Here is a 15,408-nt window from a genome sequence, read left to right as displayed (position 1 = left end):
GTCGCGGCGGCCGTGGCGCCGACGGCGCGACCTCCGGCGGCCAGCGGCGCGGCGGCAGCCGTCGCGCGTCGAGTGACGTCGTGCGGGGCGGGTCCGCTCCGGTGTGGTCGTCCGAGGGCGGTTACGCGGCGGGCCGTGGTGCCAGCTCCGAGTCGGGCGCTGGTCGACGTCGTGGCTCGCGCCGCGCCTCCCGTCCCGCGGGTGCTGCCGACCGCCACTGAGGCTCGTCGTCCCCCAACCTCGACGTCTCCTTGGAATGCGGCCTGGGGGCGGGCGTAGTTTCTGCTGCACCGGATGCCGCGCGAGCGGCTGACGGGGAAACGTCCGTCGTTGGAAGGAGACCGTATGGCTGGCAGCGAAGAGAACCACACCGGCGAGAAGCTCGTCGGCAAGGTCAAGGAGGGCATCGGCAACCTCACCGGCAACGACAAGCTCAAGGCCGAGGGTCAGACCGACCAGGCCAAGGCGTCGGCCAAGCAGGGCGTCGATGACGTCAAGGACGCGGCGCACGGCGTCGCGGACAGCCTCCGCAACGAGAAGCACTGAAGCCGGTCGCACGACCGAGCTGCGAAGCCCCCGGGACCACGTGGTCCCGGGGGCTTCGTCGTGTCCAGCTTGGGTCGGCCGCTACATGAGGGCGCCCACCGACGCGAGGCCCGCGCGGAGGAGCGCCCCGCGGCCGCCCTCCATCTCGTCCGCGACGGCGTCGGAGGCTGCCTCCATCGGGCTCATCCAGGTCAGCTCGAGGGCGTCCTGCCGGGGCTCGCACGTGCCGGTCACCGGGACGACGTACGCGAGGGAGATCGCGTGCTGCCGTTCGTCCGTGTAGACGGACGCGCCGGGCAGCGGGAAGTACTCGGCGACGGTGAACGGGGTGGGGCTCGACGGCAGCTGCGGGAAGGCCATCGGCCCGAGGTCCTTCTCGAGGTGCCGGAAGAGCGCCGTCCGGATCGACTCGCCGTACATCACCCGGCCGGACACCAGCGTCCGCGCGATCGACCCGCTCGGAGCCACACGGAGCAGCACCCCGACCTCGGTCACGACGCCGAGGCCGTCGGTGCGGACGGGGATCGCCTCGACGTAGCAGATCGGCAGTCGACGACGGATGTTCGCGAGTTCCTCGTCGGACAGCCAGCCGGAGTCGGGGTCGGGGGTGCGCAGCGAGGCCATGCACCGTGTCTACCAGTCGCCGCGGCGAGTTCGGCGGAAGGCGCGGGGGTTGGGGATGGTTGATGCGTCAACTACAGTCGGGCGCATGATCGATCGCGACGCCGTGCAGTGGACCCGGAGCCCCTCGGAGCGGGCGGGGACGCCGCTCCTCGTCGCGATGCACGGGGTCGGTTCGAACGAGCGCGACCTGCTCGGACTCGCCCCGGCGCTGCCGTCCTCGTGGACGATCGCATCGCTGCGTGCGCCGATGCCGTTCGGGCAGGGGTACAGCTGGTACCCGCTCGGCACGCCGGGCTCCCCGGCGCTCGGACCCGTCGACGAGTCCGTCGCCGGTGTCCTCGAGTGGATCGACTCCGTCTCGGCGGACCACCCGCGGATCGGCCTGCTCGGGTTCTCGCAGGGCGGCTCGATGGCGCTGCAACTGCTGCGTGCACGGCCCGCCGCGTTCGCGTTCGCGGTGTCGCTGTCCGGGTTCGTCGTGCCGGGGGTGACGGATTCGCGTGACGATGCCGTCGGTGCCGTCCACCCTCGGGTGTTCCTCGGGCACGGTGACCTCGACCCGGTGATCCCCGGCGAGGCCACCGCCCGGACGCAGGCCTGGGCCGCCGCGAACACGTCCGTGACGGACCGGGTCTACGAGGGGCTGCCGCACGCGGTGTCCGCAGCGGAGCTGGCGGACGTGGCCGCGTTCATCGGCGACGGCGCCTCGCGCTGACTGCGCACGCCGAGGACGGCTGACCTCGTCGCCAGGGTTCGCAGATGACGGACGGGGGGCGCGGTGCCAGCTGGCACCGCGCCTCCCGTCCGTCATCTGGTCGTGTCGTTCAGTCGGCGAGGATCTGCAGGAGGTCCTTGCGGAGCTGGTCGATCTTGGCGGTGGCTGCCTTCGCCTGCTCCTCGGTCGCGCTCGTGCGGTACATGTGCAGGACGCCCATGGTCTTGCGGAGCGCCTCGACGAACTCGCGCGACGAGTCCGGCATGCCCGGCGCGTCGAAGGCCGCGGCGATCTCGTCCGCCTTCGCCTCCGCCTCGGCCTTGCCCGCGTCGGTGAGCTCGAAGAGCGTCTTCCGGCCGTCACCCGTGGAGACGACGAGGTCCTCGTCCACGAGCTGCTGGAGCGTCGGGTAGACCGAACCGGGGCTCGGCTTCCAGGCACCGCCCGTGCGTTCAGCGATGGTCTTGATGACGGCGTAGCCGTTCTGCGGGCCCTCGGCCAGCAGGCCGAGGATCGCGAGGCGGACGTCGCCGCGGCGACGGCGCTCACGGCCGAAGCCGGGCCCGCCGAACCCCGGACCGCCGAAGCCGGGGCCGAAGCCACGCCCGAAGCCGGGGCCGAAGCCGCCGCGCCCGCCGTGGTCGTGGTCACCGCGGTCGCGGCCGGGGAAGCCGGCGCCGTGGTGGTGCCGCGCGCCGCCGAAGCGGGGGCCGCGCGGGTGCTGGTCGGTGTCGAAGTCGTTGTGCATGGGTCGCATGGTGCGTCCTTCCGTCGTGCTGAGTCGGCTCGCGAACGGTCTGACGGATCCGTCTTCGTCGTATCGCGATGTGTTAACGATAGATCGGTAACTATCGTTGTGTCAAGGGGTACGTGCGCACGGGCCGCTGTCGGTGGTGCCGGGCAGGATGGGACGGACCATGACGGACGTCCTCGAGCGCTTCTCCCCCGCCACCGCGGAGTGGTTCCGCGGTGCCTTCGCCGCACCGACCGCGGCACAGGCCGGTGCGTGGGACGCCGTCTCCACCGGTCAGCACGCGCTCGTCATCGCCCCGACGGGGTCCGGCAAGACCCTCGCCTCGTTCCTCTGGTCGATCGACCGGTTGATCAGCTCGACCGACCACCCACCCGCGAAGCAGCGCACCCGGGTGCTCTACGTGTCCCCGCTGAAGGCCCTCGGTGTCGACGTCGAACGGAACCTGCGCAGCCCGCTCGTCGGCATCACCCAGACCGCACGGCGTCTCGGGCTCGAACCGCCCGACGTCACGGTCGGGGTCCGGAGCGGTGACACCCCGTCGTCCGATCGGCAGAAGCTGCTGCGGCAGCCGCCGGACATCCTCATCACGACACCCGAGTCGCTGTACCTCATGCTCACCTCGCAGGCGCGCGAGACCCTGGTGAACGTCGACACCGTCATCGTGGACGAGGTCCACGCCGTCGCGTCCACCAAGCGCGGTGCCCACCTGGCGGTCTCGCTCGAACGCCTCGACGACCTGCTCGAGAAGCCCGTGCAGCGCATCGGGCTCTCGGCGACGGTGCGCCCACCGGAAGAGGTCGCACGGTTCCTCGGTGGACGCGCGCCGGTGTCGATCATCGCCCCGCCGGCGCAGAAGACGTTCGACCTGCGGGTCGTCGTGCCGGTCGACGACATGGCCGAGCTCGGCGCGCCACCCGTCGGAGCGGACGCGACCGAGTCGCCCACGAACGGGTCGATCTGGCCCCACGTCGAGGAACGCGTGGTCGACCTCGTCGAGGAACACCGGTCGACGATCGTGTTCGCGAACTCCCGCCGACTCGCCGAACGGCTGACGGCGCGGCTCAACGAGATCCACGAAGAACGCGTCCTGGCGGCGGCCGGCTCCGTCGGTGACGGTGTGCTGGTCCCGGCCGGGGCGTCCCCCGCCGACGACGGACTGCCGGTCGCGCGTGGTCGTCCGCAGTCACCGGCACGGACCTCGGCCCACGCCGTCGCGCCCCAGGGGACCAAACGTCCGCCGGCGCAGGTGATCGGTGCGTCGGGGCAGACCGGAGGCGGGGGCTCCGACGCCGCGGTGCCGGTGCTCGCCCGCGCGCACCACGGCTCCGTCTCGAAGGACCAGCGCGCGATCATCGAGGACGACCTGAAGTCCGGTCGGCTGCGGTGCGTCGTCGCGACGAGTTCGCTGGAGCTCGGCATCGACATGGGCGAGGTCGACCTCGTCGTGCAGGTCGAGGCGCCGCCCTCGGTCGCCAGCGGCCTGCAGCGCGTCGGTCGCGCCGGGCACCAGGTCGGCGAGATCTCGCGCGGCGTGCTGTTCCCGAAGCACCGCGCCGACCTGGTCAACAGCGCCGTGACGGTCGAGCGCATGGTCGCCGGGCAGATCGAGTCGATCTCGGTGCCGGCGAACCCGCTCGACGTGCTCGCGCAGCACACCGTGGCGGCGGGTGCGATCGACACGGTCGACGTCGAGCACTGGTTCGAGCTCGTCCGGCGGAGCGCCCCGTTCAGCGGGCTGCCCCGCTCCGCGTTCGAGGCCACGCTCGACCTCGTGACCGGGCGCTACCCGAGCGACGAGTTCGCCGAGCTCCGCCCGCGCCTGGTGTGGGACCGCGTGCACGGCACCCTCACCGGGCGTCCGGGCGCCCAGCGGCTCGCGGTCACCAGTGGCGGGACGATCCCCGACCGCGGCATGTTCGGCGTCTTCATGGTCGGCGAGAAGGCCTCGCGCGTCGGCGAGCTCGACGAGGAGATGGTCTACGAGTCCCGGGTCGGCGACGTCTTCGCGCTCGGTGCCACGAGCTGGCGCATCGAGGAGATCACCCACGACCGCGTGATCGTCAGCCCCGCGTTCGGGCAGCCGGGCCGGGTGCCGTTCTGGAAGGGCGACGGCATCGGTCGGCCGGCCGAACTCGGCCGTGCCACCGGGGCCTTCGTGCGCGAGGTCGAGGGTGCCTCGGACGACGACGCCCGCGCCCGGGTGGCCGCCGGCGGACTCGACGAACGCGCCGTCACGAACCTGCTCACCTTCCTCCGCGACCAGCGCGCCGCCACCGGACACGTGCCGAACGACACGACGCTCGTGATCGAGCGCTTCCGCGACGAACTCGGCGACTGGCGGCTCATCCTGCACTCCCCGTACGGCATGCAGGTGCACGCGCCGTGGGCCCTGGCGGTGGCCGCTCGCCTCCGTGAACGACACGGGATCGACGGTGACGCCATGGCCGCCGACGACGGGATCGTCGTGCGGATCCCCGAGACCGATGCCGAGCCCCCCGGCGCCGACCTGTTCGTGTTCGAGCGGGACGACCTCGAAGCGCTCGTCACGGACGAGGTCGGAGCGTCGGCGCTGTTCGCCGCTCGGTTCCGCGAGTGCGCCGCGCGAGCGCTCCTGCTGCCGCGCCGGAACCCCGGCCAGCGGTCACCGCTCTGGCAGCAGCGGCAACGGGCCTCGCAGCTGCTCGAGGTCGCCCAGAAGTACCCGACCTTCCCGATCGTGCTCGAGACCGTGCGCGAGGTCCTGCAGGACGTGTACGACGTGCCCGCGCTGCTCGGGATCGCCGACGACATCGCCGGTCGCCGCATCCGGCTGGTCGAGACCGAGACGCAGACACCGTCGCCCTTCGCGCGGTCACTGCTCTTCGGCTACGTCGCCGCGTTCATGTACGAGGGGGACTCGCCGCTCGCCGAGCGTCGGGCGGCCGCCCTGTCCCTCGACTCGACACTGCTCGGCGAGCTGCTCGGTCGTGCCGAGCTGCGCGAGCTGCTCGACCCGACGGTCATCGCCTCGGTCGAGCGCGACCTGCAGCGGCTCTCACCCGACCGCCGCGCGCGCGACGCCGAGGGGGTCGTCGACGTGCTGCGGCTCGTGGGCGCGCTCGACCTCGACGAGATCGTGGACCGGAGCTGGCTGGCAGCGACGGACGACCGTGCCGCCGCTGCCACCGAGGCGCAGACCGTGCTCGCCGCGCTCGAGCGGGACCGCCGCGTGCTCTCCTTCTCGCACGCCGGCTCGACCCGGTGGGCGGTCATCGAGGACGCCTCCCGCCTGCGCGACGCCCTCGGCGTCCCCCTGCCGATCGGTGTCCCGACGGCGTTCGTCGAGCCGGTGGCCGACCCGCTCGGCGACCTGGTCGGCCGGTACGCACGGTCCCACGGGCCGTTCTCCGCGCAGGACGCCGCCGGGCGGCTGGGGCTCGGGATCGCCGTCGTGCAGGACACTCTGCGCCGCCTCGTCGCCGACCGCCGCGTGGTCGAGGGCGAGTTCCGTCCCGACCGCCAGGGTGCCGAGTGGTGCGACGCCGAGGTGCTCCGACGCATCCGCACGAAGTCGCTCGCGGCACTCCGGCACGAGGTCGAGCCGGTCACGCCGGACGCCCTCGCGCGGTTCCTGCCCGCGTGGCAGCACGTCCGGACCTCCGGTACCCGCGGGGGTCTGCGCGGTGTCGACGGGGTGCTCCAGGTCGTCGACCAGCTCGCCGGCGTGGCACTGCCCGCGAGCGCGTGGGAGACCCTCGTGCTGCCGGCACGCGTCGGTGACTACGCGCCGAGCATGCTCGACGAGCTCACCGCCACGGGCGAGGTCCTCTGGTCCGGTGGGGGCACGCTGCCGGGCAACGACGGATGGATCCGTCTCCACCTCGCCGACACCGCGTCCACGACGCTGGCCGAGCCTTCCGGAGACGAGACGACCGAGCTCCAGCGGGACGTGCTCGGTGCGCTGGCGGGCGGCGGCGCCTACTTCTTCCGGCAGCTCGGACAGGCCGTGGGCAGCACCGACGACTCCGCCCTGTCCACCGCGCTGTGGGACCTGGTGTGGGTCGGACAGATCACGAACGACACCTTCGCGCCGCTCCGGGCGATGCTCGGTGGGAAGGCGAAGAGCTCGAGCGCACCCCGCGCACGCGCCTACCGCGGACGTCGTCGGCCGACGATGCCGACGCAGTCCGGTCCGCCGTCGGTCGGTGGCCGGTGGTCGCTGCTCCCGCTCGCCGAGTCCGACTCGACCGTCCGGGCCGCTGCCACCGCCGAACAGCTGCTCGAGCGGTACGGCGTCGTCACCCGCGGCGCGGTGCAGGTCGAGGGGGTCCGGGGCGGGTTCGCCGGGGTGTACCGGGTGCTCTCCCGCTTCGAGGAGTCCGGTCGGGCGCGTCGGGGCTACTTCGTCGAGGGCCTCGGCGCCGCACAGTTCGCGACCGGGCCCACCGTCGACCGGCTCCGGACGTTCGCACGGGACCTCGACGACGACGAGCGGGCCGATCCGGACCGTGCGCGCGAGGCGCTGACCCTCGCGGCGACCGATCCGGCGAACCCCTACGGGGCGTCGCTGCCATGGCCGTCGGACACCGCCGTCGGGGCCGACGACGACGGTGTCGGCAGCTCCGACGCCGTTGGCAGCACCGGGGGTCCCGGCAGCACCGCCGGCACGTCCTCGGCCAAGACGACCGGCCGCGGTCACCGGCCGGGCCGGAAGGCGGGGGCGCTCGTCACGACGGTCGACGGGCACCTCGCCGTGTACGTCGAACGGGGCGGCAAGTCGGTGCTGACCTTCACCGACGACCCGGCGGACCTCGCCGCGGCTGCATCGTCGATCGCCGCGACCGTCCGGAGCGGCCTGCGGAAGCTCTCGGTCGAACGGGTGGACGGGGACTTCGTCCTCGAGACCCCGCTCGGTTCGGCGCTGCGCGAGGCCGGGTTCACCGCCACCCCCCAGGGACTGCGTCTCCGTGTCTGAGCGCAGGATCGGGGCGCGCGGTGCCTGAGGGCGACACCGTCTTCCGTGCCGCACGTCGCCTCCACGCGGCGCTCGCGGGCAAGGTCCTCACCCGCAGCGACTTCCGCGTCCCCGCGTTCGCCACGCTCGACCTCGTCGGCCGCACGGTGGACGAGGTCGTCCCGCGTGGCAAGCACCTGCTGCACCGGATCGGCGACCTCACCGTGCACTCCCACCTCAAGATGGAGGGGCGGTGGGACGTCTACGCGCCCGGCGACCGCTGGCGTCGCCCGGCGCACCAGGCGCGGGTGGTGCTCGACGCGACCAGCGGCGGGACCGGCAGCGCCACCGACGTCTCGACGGTCGGGTTCGCGCTCGGGGTGCTCGAGGTCGTCCCCCGCGACCATGAGTCCGAGGTCGTCGGGCACCTCGGCCCCGACCTGCTCGGTCCGGACTGGGACGCCGACCTCGCCCTGGCGAACCTGACGCGGGATCCTGATCGTCCCGTCGGCCTTGCACTGCTGGACCAACGCGTGCTCGCCGGCCTGGGGAACGTCTACCGCAACGAGCTGTGCTTCCTGCGCGGTGTCCTGCCGACCCGACCGGTGCGCGAGGTCCACGACCCGGCACGGATGATCGCCCTGGCGAGCCGGCTCATCCTCGCCAACCGTGACCGCAGCGCTCGTGTGACCACGGGGGTCGACCGCCCCGGTCGGCGCTTCTGGGTGTACGGCCGGGCGGGGAAGCCGTGCCTGCGGTGCGGGACACCGATCCGGTACGGGGAACTCGGCGAGTCCGAGCTCACCCTCCGGGACACCTACTGGTGCCCGCGCTGCCAGACCTGACGCGGCGGCCGGTCAGTGGTCCGTCGACGCGATGACGCACTGGGCCACGGCCTGCGCGGCGTCAGCGTCCGCACTGAACCCGGACGGGGCAGCCGTCGCGTCGGTGGACTCGTCGGCGACCGCGGTCTTCGCGGCCTCGTTCACCGGGTAGACCGTGCCGTCGAACTCCTCGGACGTGGGGTCGGACGTGGTCGCCCACACCGTGACCTCGTCCTCGTTCGGGTCGTCCTTCTGGTTCGGCGTGATCGACGCGCCGAGGTACCAGCCGCCGTCGCCCTTGCGGATGCTCGCGTAGTCGGTGTCGTCGTGGCCGCCGACGGCGGCGTCAATCGCGTCGACCGCCTCCTTCGCCGCCACGGCACACTGCACCTTCTCCGCGGGGTCGTCGCCCGCCGGTCCCTTGCCGACGGGGTTGCCGTTCTGCGCGCCTGCGCCGTAGCACGAGGTGAGGAGCAATGCGATGGTTCCGGCACCGACGAGCGCCGTGACGGTCTTCACTCGGATGGACATGGAGGGGACGGTAGGACGCGGCGCATGGGTGCCCGCGCAGACGATCCAGCATGCGCGGGGCGCCGCCGCTACCCGCGGGACATGATCCAGGCCAGCATGTACGACCGCGAGTTCGCCGAGTCGATCACCGCGTCCGGCAGGTCCCGGGCCTCGCGCAGCGCCGCCGACGCATCCGTCTGCGACGCCAACGCCCGGTACATGAGCAGGTAGTCGCCGAACTGCACGTCGTACCGCCCGTCCGGGACGGCCTCGGCGAGCACCCGGCGGATCTGGGCGGCCCCGCCGGCATCGACGTACGAGGCGGCGACGGCCGGCATCGGGATCAGCTCGATCCCCGCGGGGGCGGCCGCGGCGGCACTGAACCACGTGGCGTGGTCGCGCTTGCCGCCCCAGGTCAGCGAGACGACCTCGTGCTGGAACTCCGGGAACTCCGACAGCGACGGGTCGAGGACGTCCCGTGCCGCCGAGGCCGCCTCGTTCGAGAGCAGCCAGGTCCCGACGGCTCGGAGCGACGACGACCCCGACGACGAGCCGGACACCGCTCCCCACAGCGCGACGCCGTTCCACGCCGACACCGCCTCGGACGAGGACTCCTGGTTGTTGCCGTCGGCGAACGGCGAGAACCCGGACGCCCACGAGTGCTGCGCGTACGGGTCGTAGACGCGGAGCGCGGGGAACGAAGCGGTGGCCTCCGGCGAGGCGATGTCCGCGGCGACGAGGTCAGCCACGGTCCGCCACCGGCTGACGAGCGCGGGGTCGTCGGCGGCGAGGACCGCGGCTGCGGACAGGACGTAGCCGTAGTGGAAGTGGTGGTCGTTGAACTCGTCGGAGCCGAACGACGCCTCCTGCCCCACGAGCCCGTGCAGGGTGGGGTCGTACGCGAAGCACCGTGCCGTGCGCGTCCCGCACCCGTCCGCGTCGAACCACTGGTCGAGCTCGTCGACGACCGAGGTCTTCAGCGTCTCCGCCACCGACGTGAGGTCGAGCTGCGTCGCCAGCCGGTACAGGTTCGCGACGCGGTAGAGGTCCTTCCCGCCGCCGTAGCTGTCCGCCGCGTACGACGAGGCATCCACCCTGGAGGCGTCCTCGCGGACCTGGGCGACGAGCTCCGAACGCTGCGAGGAGGACAGCCCCGACAGGTCGAGCGTGTCCGAGGGCCGGACGGTGTCGACCGCGAACCGCAGCGCCGTGCCGGTGCAGACCGGCGCGGCTCCCTGCACGGTGTCGTAGTGCAGACCGGTGCACTCCAGGCCGGTCGTGCCCTGCCCTGGCTGCGGGACGAGGACACCCCGGTCGCCACCGAAGTCGTACGTCAGCGTGGTGCGCTGCTTCCCCCGCGACGCACTGCGGTCGAGCACGACCCCCGAGAGCGGACGCGCGGCATCCACGAGCAGGGCGGTCTGCGCCGCGGTCGCGCCGTCCGGGACCGGCAGGAGGACGACACTGCCGCCGGATCGCAGGTCGATCGCGTCGCCGTCGATCGTCCCGTCCCGCACGACGAGCTGCCAGGTCCGGCCGCCCGCCGTCACGGTGCCGGTCCGGTCGCCGGTGCGGTCGATCGGAGCGGTCGCGGTGACCGTGCCGGCACGCGCGGCGGTGTACGTGACGAGCGGCGAGCCCTCGGCGATGACGGTGTGCCCGAGGACGGTGGAGCCGTCACGGTGCTCGACGGTCACGGACACCGAGTCGTAGGTGGACACCCGGGTCGAGGTGGCACCGAGGTCGAGTCCGACCTGTTGCGTCGCGCCGCCGGCGATGGTCTTCTCGGTCGCGGTCACGGTGGGGAGGCCGGCCGCGAAGCCGTCGTCGGTCACCTGCCACGAGATCGGGCTGGGGAACACGGGCTGTGGTGCCGCTCCGAAGACGAGCCCCGAGAACCAGCGGTTCGTGGGCGGCAACAGTCCGTCGGCGAGGCGCATCGTGCCTGCCCCCGACGACGCGACGTCGCCGAGACCGGCGACCGCGCGCGTCTGTGCCGCACCGTCCGTGGGTGGCGAGGCGCTCTCGCCGGGGTGATCCGTGCCTCCAGTGCCGGTGCACGCGGTCACGAGCATCGTGACGGCCGTCACGACGGTGACACCGGTGATCAGCCTGGAGGCACGGCGCGCGCCGACCCGACGGCGCGCGTCCGGCGCCTGGTCACGACGGACGGACCGAGGCAGCCGGAGCATCGGCTACAGTCCGATCTGCCGTGCGAAGTCACGGACGAGGTCCGTGACGCCCGCGAGCCGGCCGTCGTCCCGCAGGTGCAGGGTGGCGTCCACCGGGGTCCCGGGGCTCGTGACGCCGCTCGACGGCGACGCGGAGAGCTCGGGGCTCTCGACGTCGACCGTGGTCTTCGCCTGCCCCTGGTCGTTGGTCTCGACGCTGACGCTCTTCACGGTGCCCCGGATCGTCGTGTCGTTCGGGAGCACGAGGTCGACCGCTGCGCCGTTCTGGATCCGCCCGTAGTCCCGAGCGGTCACGATGAAGCTCGAGGTGACGAAGAGGCTGTCCTCCTTGTGGATGGTGCCGAGCTCGGAGCCGGCCTGCACGTAGCCACCGGTCTTCACGTCGACCTTGGCGACGGTCCCGGAGACCTCGGCCTTGAACGTGATGAAGCCGTCGGCGCCGATGTCGTAGGCGCTCGTCTGCGTGTTCGCGCCCACGACGCCCTTCCGGATGTCCTGTGCGAGCTGGAGGCTCTGCACCTGGAGGAGCCGGTCGCCCTTCCGGACGGAGTCGCCCTCCTGGACGTACTCCTCCGTGACGGTCCCGCCGTAGTCGGTGCCGACGGCGTACTCCTGCGCGGCGATCGCCGCCGAGGTGCTCGCCACGGCGCTCTGCCGCTGGTTGAAGACGAGCGTGAACGCCGCCACGACGACCAGCACCGCGACGAGTCCCGCGAACAGCCGGAGTCGGTTCGTCCAGGTCATGCCGCCACCCCCTGCAGCATCGCGGTCAGCCGGTCGGTCACACGGTTCCGCGCCTGCTCGCGGAACGCGGCGATGATGAACGCGAGGAACACGAGGGTGTTCGTGATGTTCCAGGCCGTCGCGAGCGTCAGCTGCCCGTTGTCGAGGTCACGCCAGATCGCCACGACGCTCGTCAGTGCCAGGAACACGAACACGAGCACCTGCGGGACGATGAAGTTGAACGGCGACGGCGTCCGACCGCGGGAGGCACCGGTGACGTGCCACGCCTGCTCCTTCCCGCACACGACGTTCCAGAGCGCACTCGCGTAGATCGGGAACGAGACCGCGGCGAGCAGGAGCGTCTCGTACCGGAACGACCCGAGGGCGTAGAACGCGAGGAGCACCTGCGCGCCGTAGAAGCCGAGGTAGAACAGCACCCACTCGCCGGCCCCGATCGTCAGGTTCATCGGGCGCAGGTCGAAGTAGATCTCCAGGGGCGGCACGAGCAGGAGGAGACCGGGGACGATGCCCGTCAGGTAGAAGCTCGCGGTGACGAGGTACTGCAGCCGCTGGTCCATCGTCAGCCGGTGCTTCGGGCGGAACGGGAAGTGCGTGAGCAGGATCTCGAAGCCGCCCGTGGCCCACCGGAGCTGCTGCTTCGTGAAGCCCTCGATGGTCTCCGGGGCGTCGCCGACGGCGAGGGTCATCGGGATGAAGACGGTCTTCCAACCACGCTCGTGCAGCATCAGGCTCGTCCAGACGTCCTCCGACTTCGAGTCGGTGTACATGCCACCGATCTCGTCGATGGCCTCGCGCCGGAAGATGACGTTCGTCCCGACGCAGAACGCCGCGTTGAACCGGTTGCGTCCAGGCTGGATGAACCGGTAGAACACCGTCTGCATGTACCCGGCACCCCGGGAGACGAGGTTGTGGAGGTTGCCGTACGACTGCGGGGTCTGCACGAAGGCGATCCCGTCGTCGGCGAAGAACGGCACGGTCTCGAACAGGAAGTCCGGCTTCGGGACGAAGTCCGCGTCGAAGACCGCGAAGTAGTCGCCCTTGGCGAGGGTCAGCGCGTGGTTGATGTTGCCGGCCTTCGCACCGTGCGACGAGAGGCGGCGGACGTACCGTGCGCCGAGCTCCTCGGCGAGTGCGCGCACCTCGTCGCTCCGACCGTCGTCGAGCACCCACGTGCGGTGCTCGCCGCGCATCGCCACCGCGGCCTGCACGGTAGCGGCGATCTTCGTGAGTTCCTCGCCGTAGACGGTGATGAAGACGTCGACCTCGACCCTCCGGCCGCGCACGTGCATCGGCCAGCGGTGGGGCTGGTCGGCGGCACCGCTCCGGGCGATGGTGTCGCGGTCGAACAGGGTGTCCTGGGTGTGGTGGAACGCGAAGTCCCGGGGGTCGGCGCCGCCGGACAGGATCGTCCACATGGACAGGAGCGCCTGCCCCACGAGCACGCTCTCGGCGACGATCACGAGTCCGTACGGCAGGAAGTCGCCCCGGTTCGCCGGGTCGAGGAGGAACACCGCGTACGCCATCACGCCCAGCGTGGCGACGAGCACGATGAGCACCATCACGGGGCTGTGCGCCCGGCTCTCCGCCCGTGGTCGGACGTACGGAACCGGCTCGGTCTGCCGACGACGTCGGGCGCGCTCGCGGTCACGCGGTGTGAGCGGGGCCGGGAGCTGGAAGTCGAAGGACTGCAGCTCGTCGGCCGCTTCCGGTGCTCGGAGTGGCGTCCGGGTACGACGGACGTCGGGCGGTGCGGACATGGCGTGGTCTCCTGTCGGGTTCGGAGAGGACTCACGCGTCGTCGGGCGCAGGCGCCGACGCGTCGTGAGACGGGGCGTCGGCGGCTGCGGCGACAGTGGTCCGGACCCTCGGGAGGTCCGGCCGGCGAGGGACTAGGGATCCTGCGCCGGCGGTGCTCGCGACCGTGGGTGCGGTCGCGGTGTTCGGTGGTGCGGTCGTGCTGTCGACGGCCCGTCGCCGTCGGTGCTGTGAGCGTAGGTCCGCCGGTGGTGCCGGTTCGTGACGAACGTGTGAACAAGTCCCCGGGGGCGGCGATCGTGCGGTTTCCCGCAAGTCGCCGGTGCCCGGCATGCCGGGCACCGGCGCCGGTCAGGCCTCGTCGGGCTGCTCGTCGACGGACTCCGTCACCGCGCGACGGTCTGACCGACCGGGTGGAGCCGCCTGGCAGCGGTCGCCCGGACGGCCTCGGTCACGCGCTCGAGCAGCGGTGACGCCAGGTTCCAGCGTTGCCACCACAGCGCCACGTCCGCGCGCCGCCCGGGGGTGAGCTCCACGAGGTCGCCCCGGTCGAGGGCATCGAGGCACTGCGCCTCCGGCAGCATCCCCCAGCCGAAGCCGAGCGACACCGCACGCGCGAAGTCCGCCGACGTCGGGACGAAGTGCCTCGGCCCGGACGGTGCGTGCCCGAGCACCCGCCGCAGGTACCCCTGCTGCAGGTCGTCGTCGCGGTCGTAGTCCACGAGCGGCACCCGGTCGAGGAGTCGCGTCATCCGCTGCTCGCTGCCGACGCCGGGCAGGTACCTGGCGACGAACGACGGCGAGGCCACGGCACGGTACCGGTCGATGCCCAGCGGCACCGACGAGCACCCCTGCACCGGCTCGGCCTCCGCCGTGACCGCCGCCATCACCGTGCCCGCGCGGAGAAGCTCGGCGGTGCGGTCCTGGTCCTCGCGGTGGAGGTCGAACACGACCTCGGTGTCGGCACGGACCAGGGCGAGCGCGTCGAGGAACCAGGTGCCCAGCGAGTCGGCGTTCACCGCGAGCGGGATCGACGGGACGACCGAATCGCCGCCGCCGAGCGCCCGGGCGGTCTCCTCGTCGAGCAGCTGCGCCTGCCGTGCGTGGCGGAGGACGACCTCGCCGTCGGGTGTGGGGCGGACCGGGGTCGTCCGTTGCAGGAGCACCCGCCCCACCTGCTGCTCCATCGACTTGATCCGCTGTGACACCGCCGACGGCGTGATCGACAGTGCCCTGGCCGCGGCGTCCAGGGTCCCGTGGTCGACCGCAGCGACGAGGGTCTCGAGGTGCTCGCGCTGCAGTCGTCGCATGCAGCAGAGCTTACGCAGCATCAGGAACATGAGCTGTACTGTTCATGGGCGCCGTCCTACGGTCGGACCGTGACCGCTCTCCTCCCCCTGCTCGCCGGCCTCGGGACCGGGCTCGCGCTCATCGTCGCGATCGGGGTGCAGAACGCCTACCTGCTCCGGATCGCGGTGACCTCGTCCGTGCGGGTCGTCGCGGCGGCGGTCGTGGTCTGCGCGCTGTCCGATGCCGTGCTGATCCTCGCCGGGGTGCTCGGCGTCGGAGTAGTGGTGGAGCGGTTCCCGGTCGCGCTCGTCGTGATCCGGTTCGTCGGTGCTGCGTTCCTGGTGACCTACGGGGTGCTCGCGGCGCGTCGGGCGCTCCGGCCGACCGGCGCTGCCATGCGTGTGGAGTCGGAAGCGGCGGAGGACGGGGTCGCTGGGGCGGCCCGGGGAGTCCCAGCGGCGGGTCACGCCCCTGCGGACGCCGGCGTGGCCGCGACGACCGCGCCCGCGGACGGGCATCGC

12 protein-coding genes and 1 pseudogene are annotated in these 15,408 nt (G+C 72.3%); 6 read left to right on the top strand and 7 right to left on the bottom strand.

What is annotated here, in order from left to right:
- Both Q7F20_RS14160 and Q7F20_RS14155 read left to right on the top strand, forming a co-directional pair.
- A pseudogene (locus Q7F20_RS14160) lies at positions 1-221 on the top strand (ATP-dependent helicase); the annotation flags it as partial.
- Positions 222-345: 124 nt separating this feature from the next.
- Positions 346-546 carry a CsbD family protein gene (locus Q7F20_RS14155; RefSeq protein ID WP_290133520.1) on the top strand — a complete coding sequence of 67 codons (201 nt, stop codon included), beginning with the start codon at positions 346-348 and terminating at the stop codon, positions 544-546.
- A gap of 81 nt (positions 547-627) precedes the next feature.
- Here the strand turns inward: Q7F20_RS14155 and Q7F20_RS14150 are convergent, their stop codons facing one another.
- Positions 628-1,170 (bottom strand): NUDIX hydrolase family protein, encoded by a 543-nt coding sequence (locus Q7F20_RS14150; RefSeq protein ID WP_305740718.1) that lies wholly within the window; start codon positions 1,168-1,170, stop codon positions 628-630.
- An 85-nt stretch (positions 1,171-1,255) separates the two neighbouring features.
- On the opposite strand from Q7F20_RS14150, the gene Q7F20_RS14145 reads away from it, so the two are divergent.
- Positions 1,256-1,885 (top strand): alpha/beta hydrolase, encoded by a 630-nt coding sequence (locus Q7F20_RS14145; RefSeq protein ID WP_305740717.1) that lies wholly within the window; start codon positions 1,256-1,258, stop codon positions 1,883-1,885.
- A gap of 109 nt (positions 1,886-1,994) precedes the next feature.
- Here the strand turns inward: Q7F20_RS14145 and Q7F20_RS14140 are convergent, their stop codons facing one another.
- Positions 1,995-2,633, bottom strand: coding sequence for a PadR family transcriptional regulator (locus tag Q7F20_RS14140; RefSeq protein WP_305740716.1), 639 nt, complete (start codon positions 2,631-2,633; stop codon positions 1,995-1,997).
- A 169-nt stretch (positions 2,634-2,802) separates the two neighbouring features.
- On the opposite strand from Q7F20_RS14140, the gene Q7F20_RS14135 reads away from it, so the two are divergent.
- Both Q7F20_RS14135 and Q7F20_RS14130 read left to right on the top strand, forming a co-directional pair.
- On the top strand, positions 2,803-7,593 hold the full coding sequence (locus tag Q7F20_RS14135; protein ID WP_305740715.1) for a DEAD/DEAH box helicase: 4,791 nt from the start codon (positions 2,803-2,805) through the stop codon (positions 7,591-7,593).
- A 20-nt stretch (positions 7,594-7,613) separates the two neighbouring features.
- Positions 7,614-8,417 carry a DNA-formamidopyrimidine glycosylase family protein gene (locus Q7F20_RS14130; RefSeq protein ID WP_305740714.1) on the top strand — a complete coding sequence of 268 codons (804 nt, stop codon included), beginning with the start codon at positions 7,614-7,616 and terminating at the stop codon, positions 8,415-8,417.
- Between the two features lie 12 nt (positions 8,418-8,429).
- Here the strand turns inward: Q7F20_RS14130 and Q7F20_RS14125 are convergent, their stop codons facing one another.
- From Q7F20_RS14125 to Q7F20_RS14105, 5 genes are all read right to left on the bottom strand, one after another.
- Positions 8,430-8,927: a hypothetical protein gene (locus Q7F20_RS14125; RefSeq protein ID WP_305740713.1), complete on the bottom strand. Its 498-nt coding sequence runs from the start codon at positions 8,925-8,927 to the stop codon at positions 8,430-8,432.
- 68 nt (positions 8,928-8,995) lie between these two features.
- The gene (locus Q7F20_RS14120) at positions 8,996-11,098 is read right to left on the bottom strand and encodes a glycosyl hydrolase (RefSeq protein WP_305740712.1); all 2,103 of its coding nucleotides are present in this window, start codon (positions 11,096-11,098) and stop codon (positions 8,996-8,998) included.
- 3 nt (positions 11,099-11,101) lie between these two features.
- Entirely contained in the window at positions 11,102-11,842 is a 741-nt protein-coding gene (locus Q7F20_RS14115) for an HlyD family efflux transporter periplasmic adaptor subunit (protein WP_305740711.1), read from the bottom strand.
- A complete protein-coding gene (locus tag Q7F20_RS14110; RefSeq protein WP_305740710.1) occupies positions 11,839-13,599 on the bottom strand; it encodes a glycosyltransferase in 1,761 nt (586 codons plus the stop codon). The genes Q7F20_RS14115 and Q7F20_RS14110 overlap by 4 nt, the downstream gene beginning before the upstream one ends.
- 384 nt (positions 13,600-13,983) lie before the next feature.
- Positions 13,984-14,907: a LysR family transcriptional regulator ArgP gene (locus Q7F20_RS14105; RefSeq protein WP_305740709.1), complete on the bottom strand. Its 924-nt coding sequence runs from the start codon at positions 14,905-14,907 to the stop codon at positions 13,984-13,986.
- Between the two features lie 69 nt (positions 14,908-14,976).
- Between Q7F20_RS14105 and Q7F20_RS14100 the strand changes: the two genes are divergently transcribed.
- Positions 14,977-15,408: LysE family transporter (locus Q7F20_RS14100; protein WP_305740708.1), on the top strand; the 432-nt coding region annotated here is incomplete at its 3' end.

Origin of the sequence: Curtobacterium sp. A7_M15 (genome assembly GCF_030705415.1) — a bacterium.
Taxonomy (GTDB): domain Bacteria; phylum Actinomycetota; class Actinomycetes; order Actinomycetales; family Microbacteriaceae; genus Curtobacterium.
This window is presented reverse-complemented; position numbering and strand designations above follow the sequence as displayed.

What these genes read in the sequence shown, in the direction of transcription:
- Q7F20_RS14145 (WP_305740717.1), top strand. Translation starts at nt 1,256, where the DNA reads ATGATCGATCGCGACGCCGTGCAGTGGACCCGGAGCCCCTCGGAGCGG.
- Q7F20_RS14120 (WP_305740712.1), bottom strand. Translation starts at nt 11,098, where the DNA reads ATGCTCCGGCTGCCTCGGTCCGTCCGTCGTGACCAGGCGCCGGACGCG.
- Q7F20_RS14125 (WP_305740713.1), bottom strand. Translation starts at nt 8,927, where the DNA reads ATGTCCATCCGAGTGAAGACCGTCACGGCGCTCGTCGGTGCCGGAACC.
- Q7F20_RS14140 (WP_305740716.1), bottom strand. Translation starts at nt 2,633, where the DNA reads ATGCACAACGACTTCGACACCGACCAGCACCCGCGCGGCCCCCGCTTC.
- Q7F20_RS14110 (WP_305740710.1), bottom strand. Translation starts at nt 13,599, where the DNA reads ATGTCCGCACCGCCCGACGTCCGTCGTACCCGGACGCCACTCCGAGCA.
- Q7F20_RS14135 (WP_305740715.1), top strand. Translation starts at nt 2,803, where the DNA reads ATGACGGACGTCCTCGAGCGCTTCTCCCCCGCCACCGCGGAGTGGTTC.
- Q7F20_RS14115 (WP_305740711.1), bottom strand. Translation starts at nt 11,842, where the DNA reads ATGACCTGGACGAACCGACTCCGGCTGTTCGCGGGACTCGTCGCGGTG.
- Q7F20_RS14155 (WP_290133520.1), top strand. Translation starts at nt 346, where the DNA reads ATGGCTGGCAGCGAAGAGAACCACACCGGCGAGAAGCTCGTCGGCAAG.
- Q7F20_RS14150 (WP_305740718.1), bottom strand. Translation starts at nt 1,170, where the DNA reads ATGGCCTCGCTGCGCACCCCCGACCCCGACTCCGGCTGGCTGTCCGAC.
- Q7F20_RS14105 (WP_305740709.1), bottom strand. Translation starts at nt 14,907, where the DNA reads ATGCGACGACTGCAGCGCGAGCACCTCGAGACCCTCGTCGCTGCGGTC.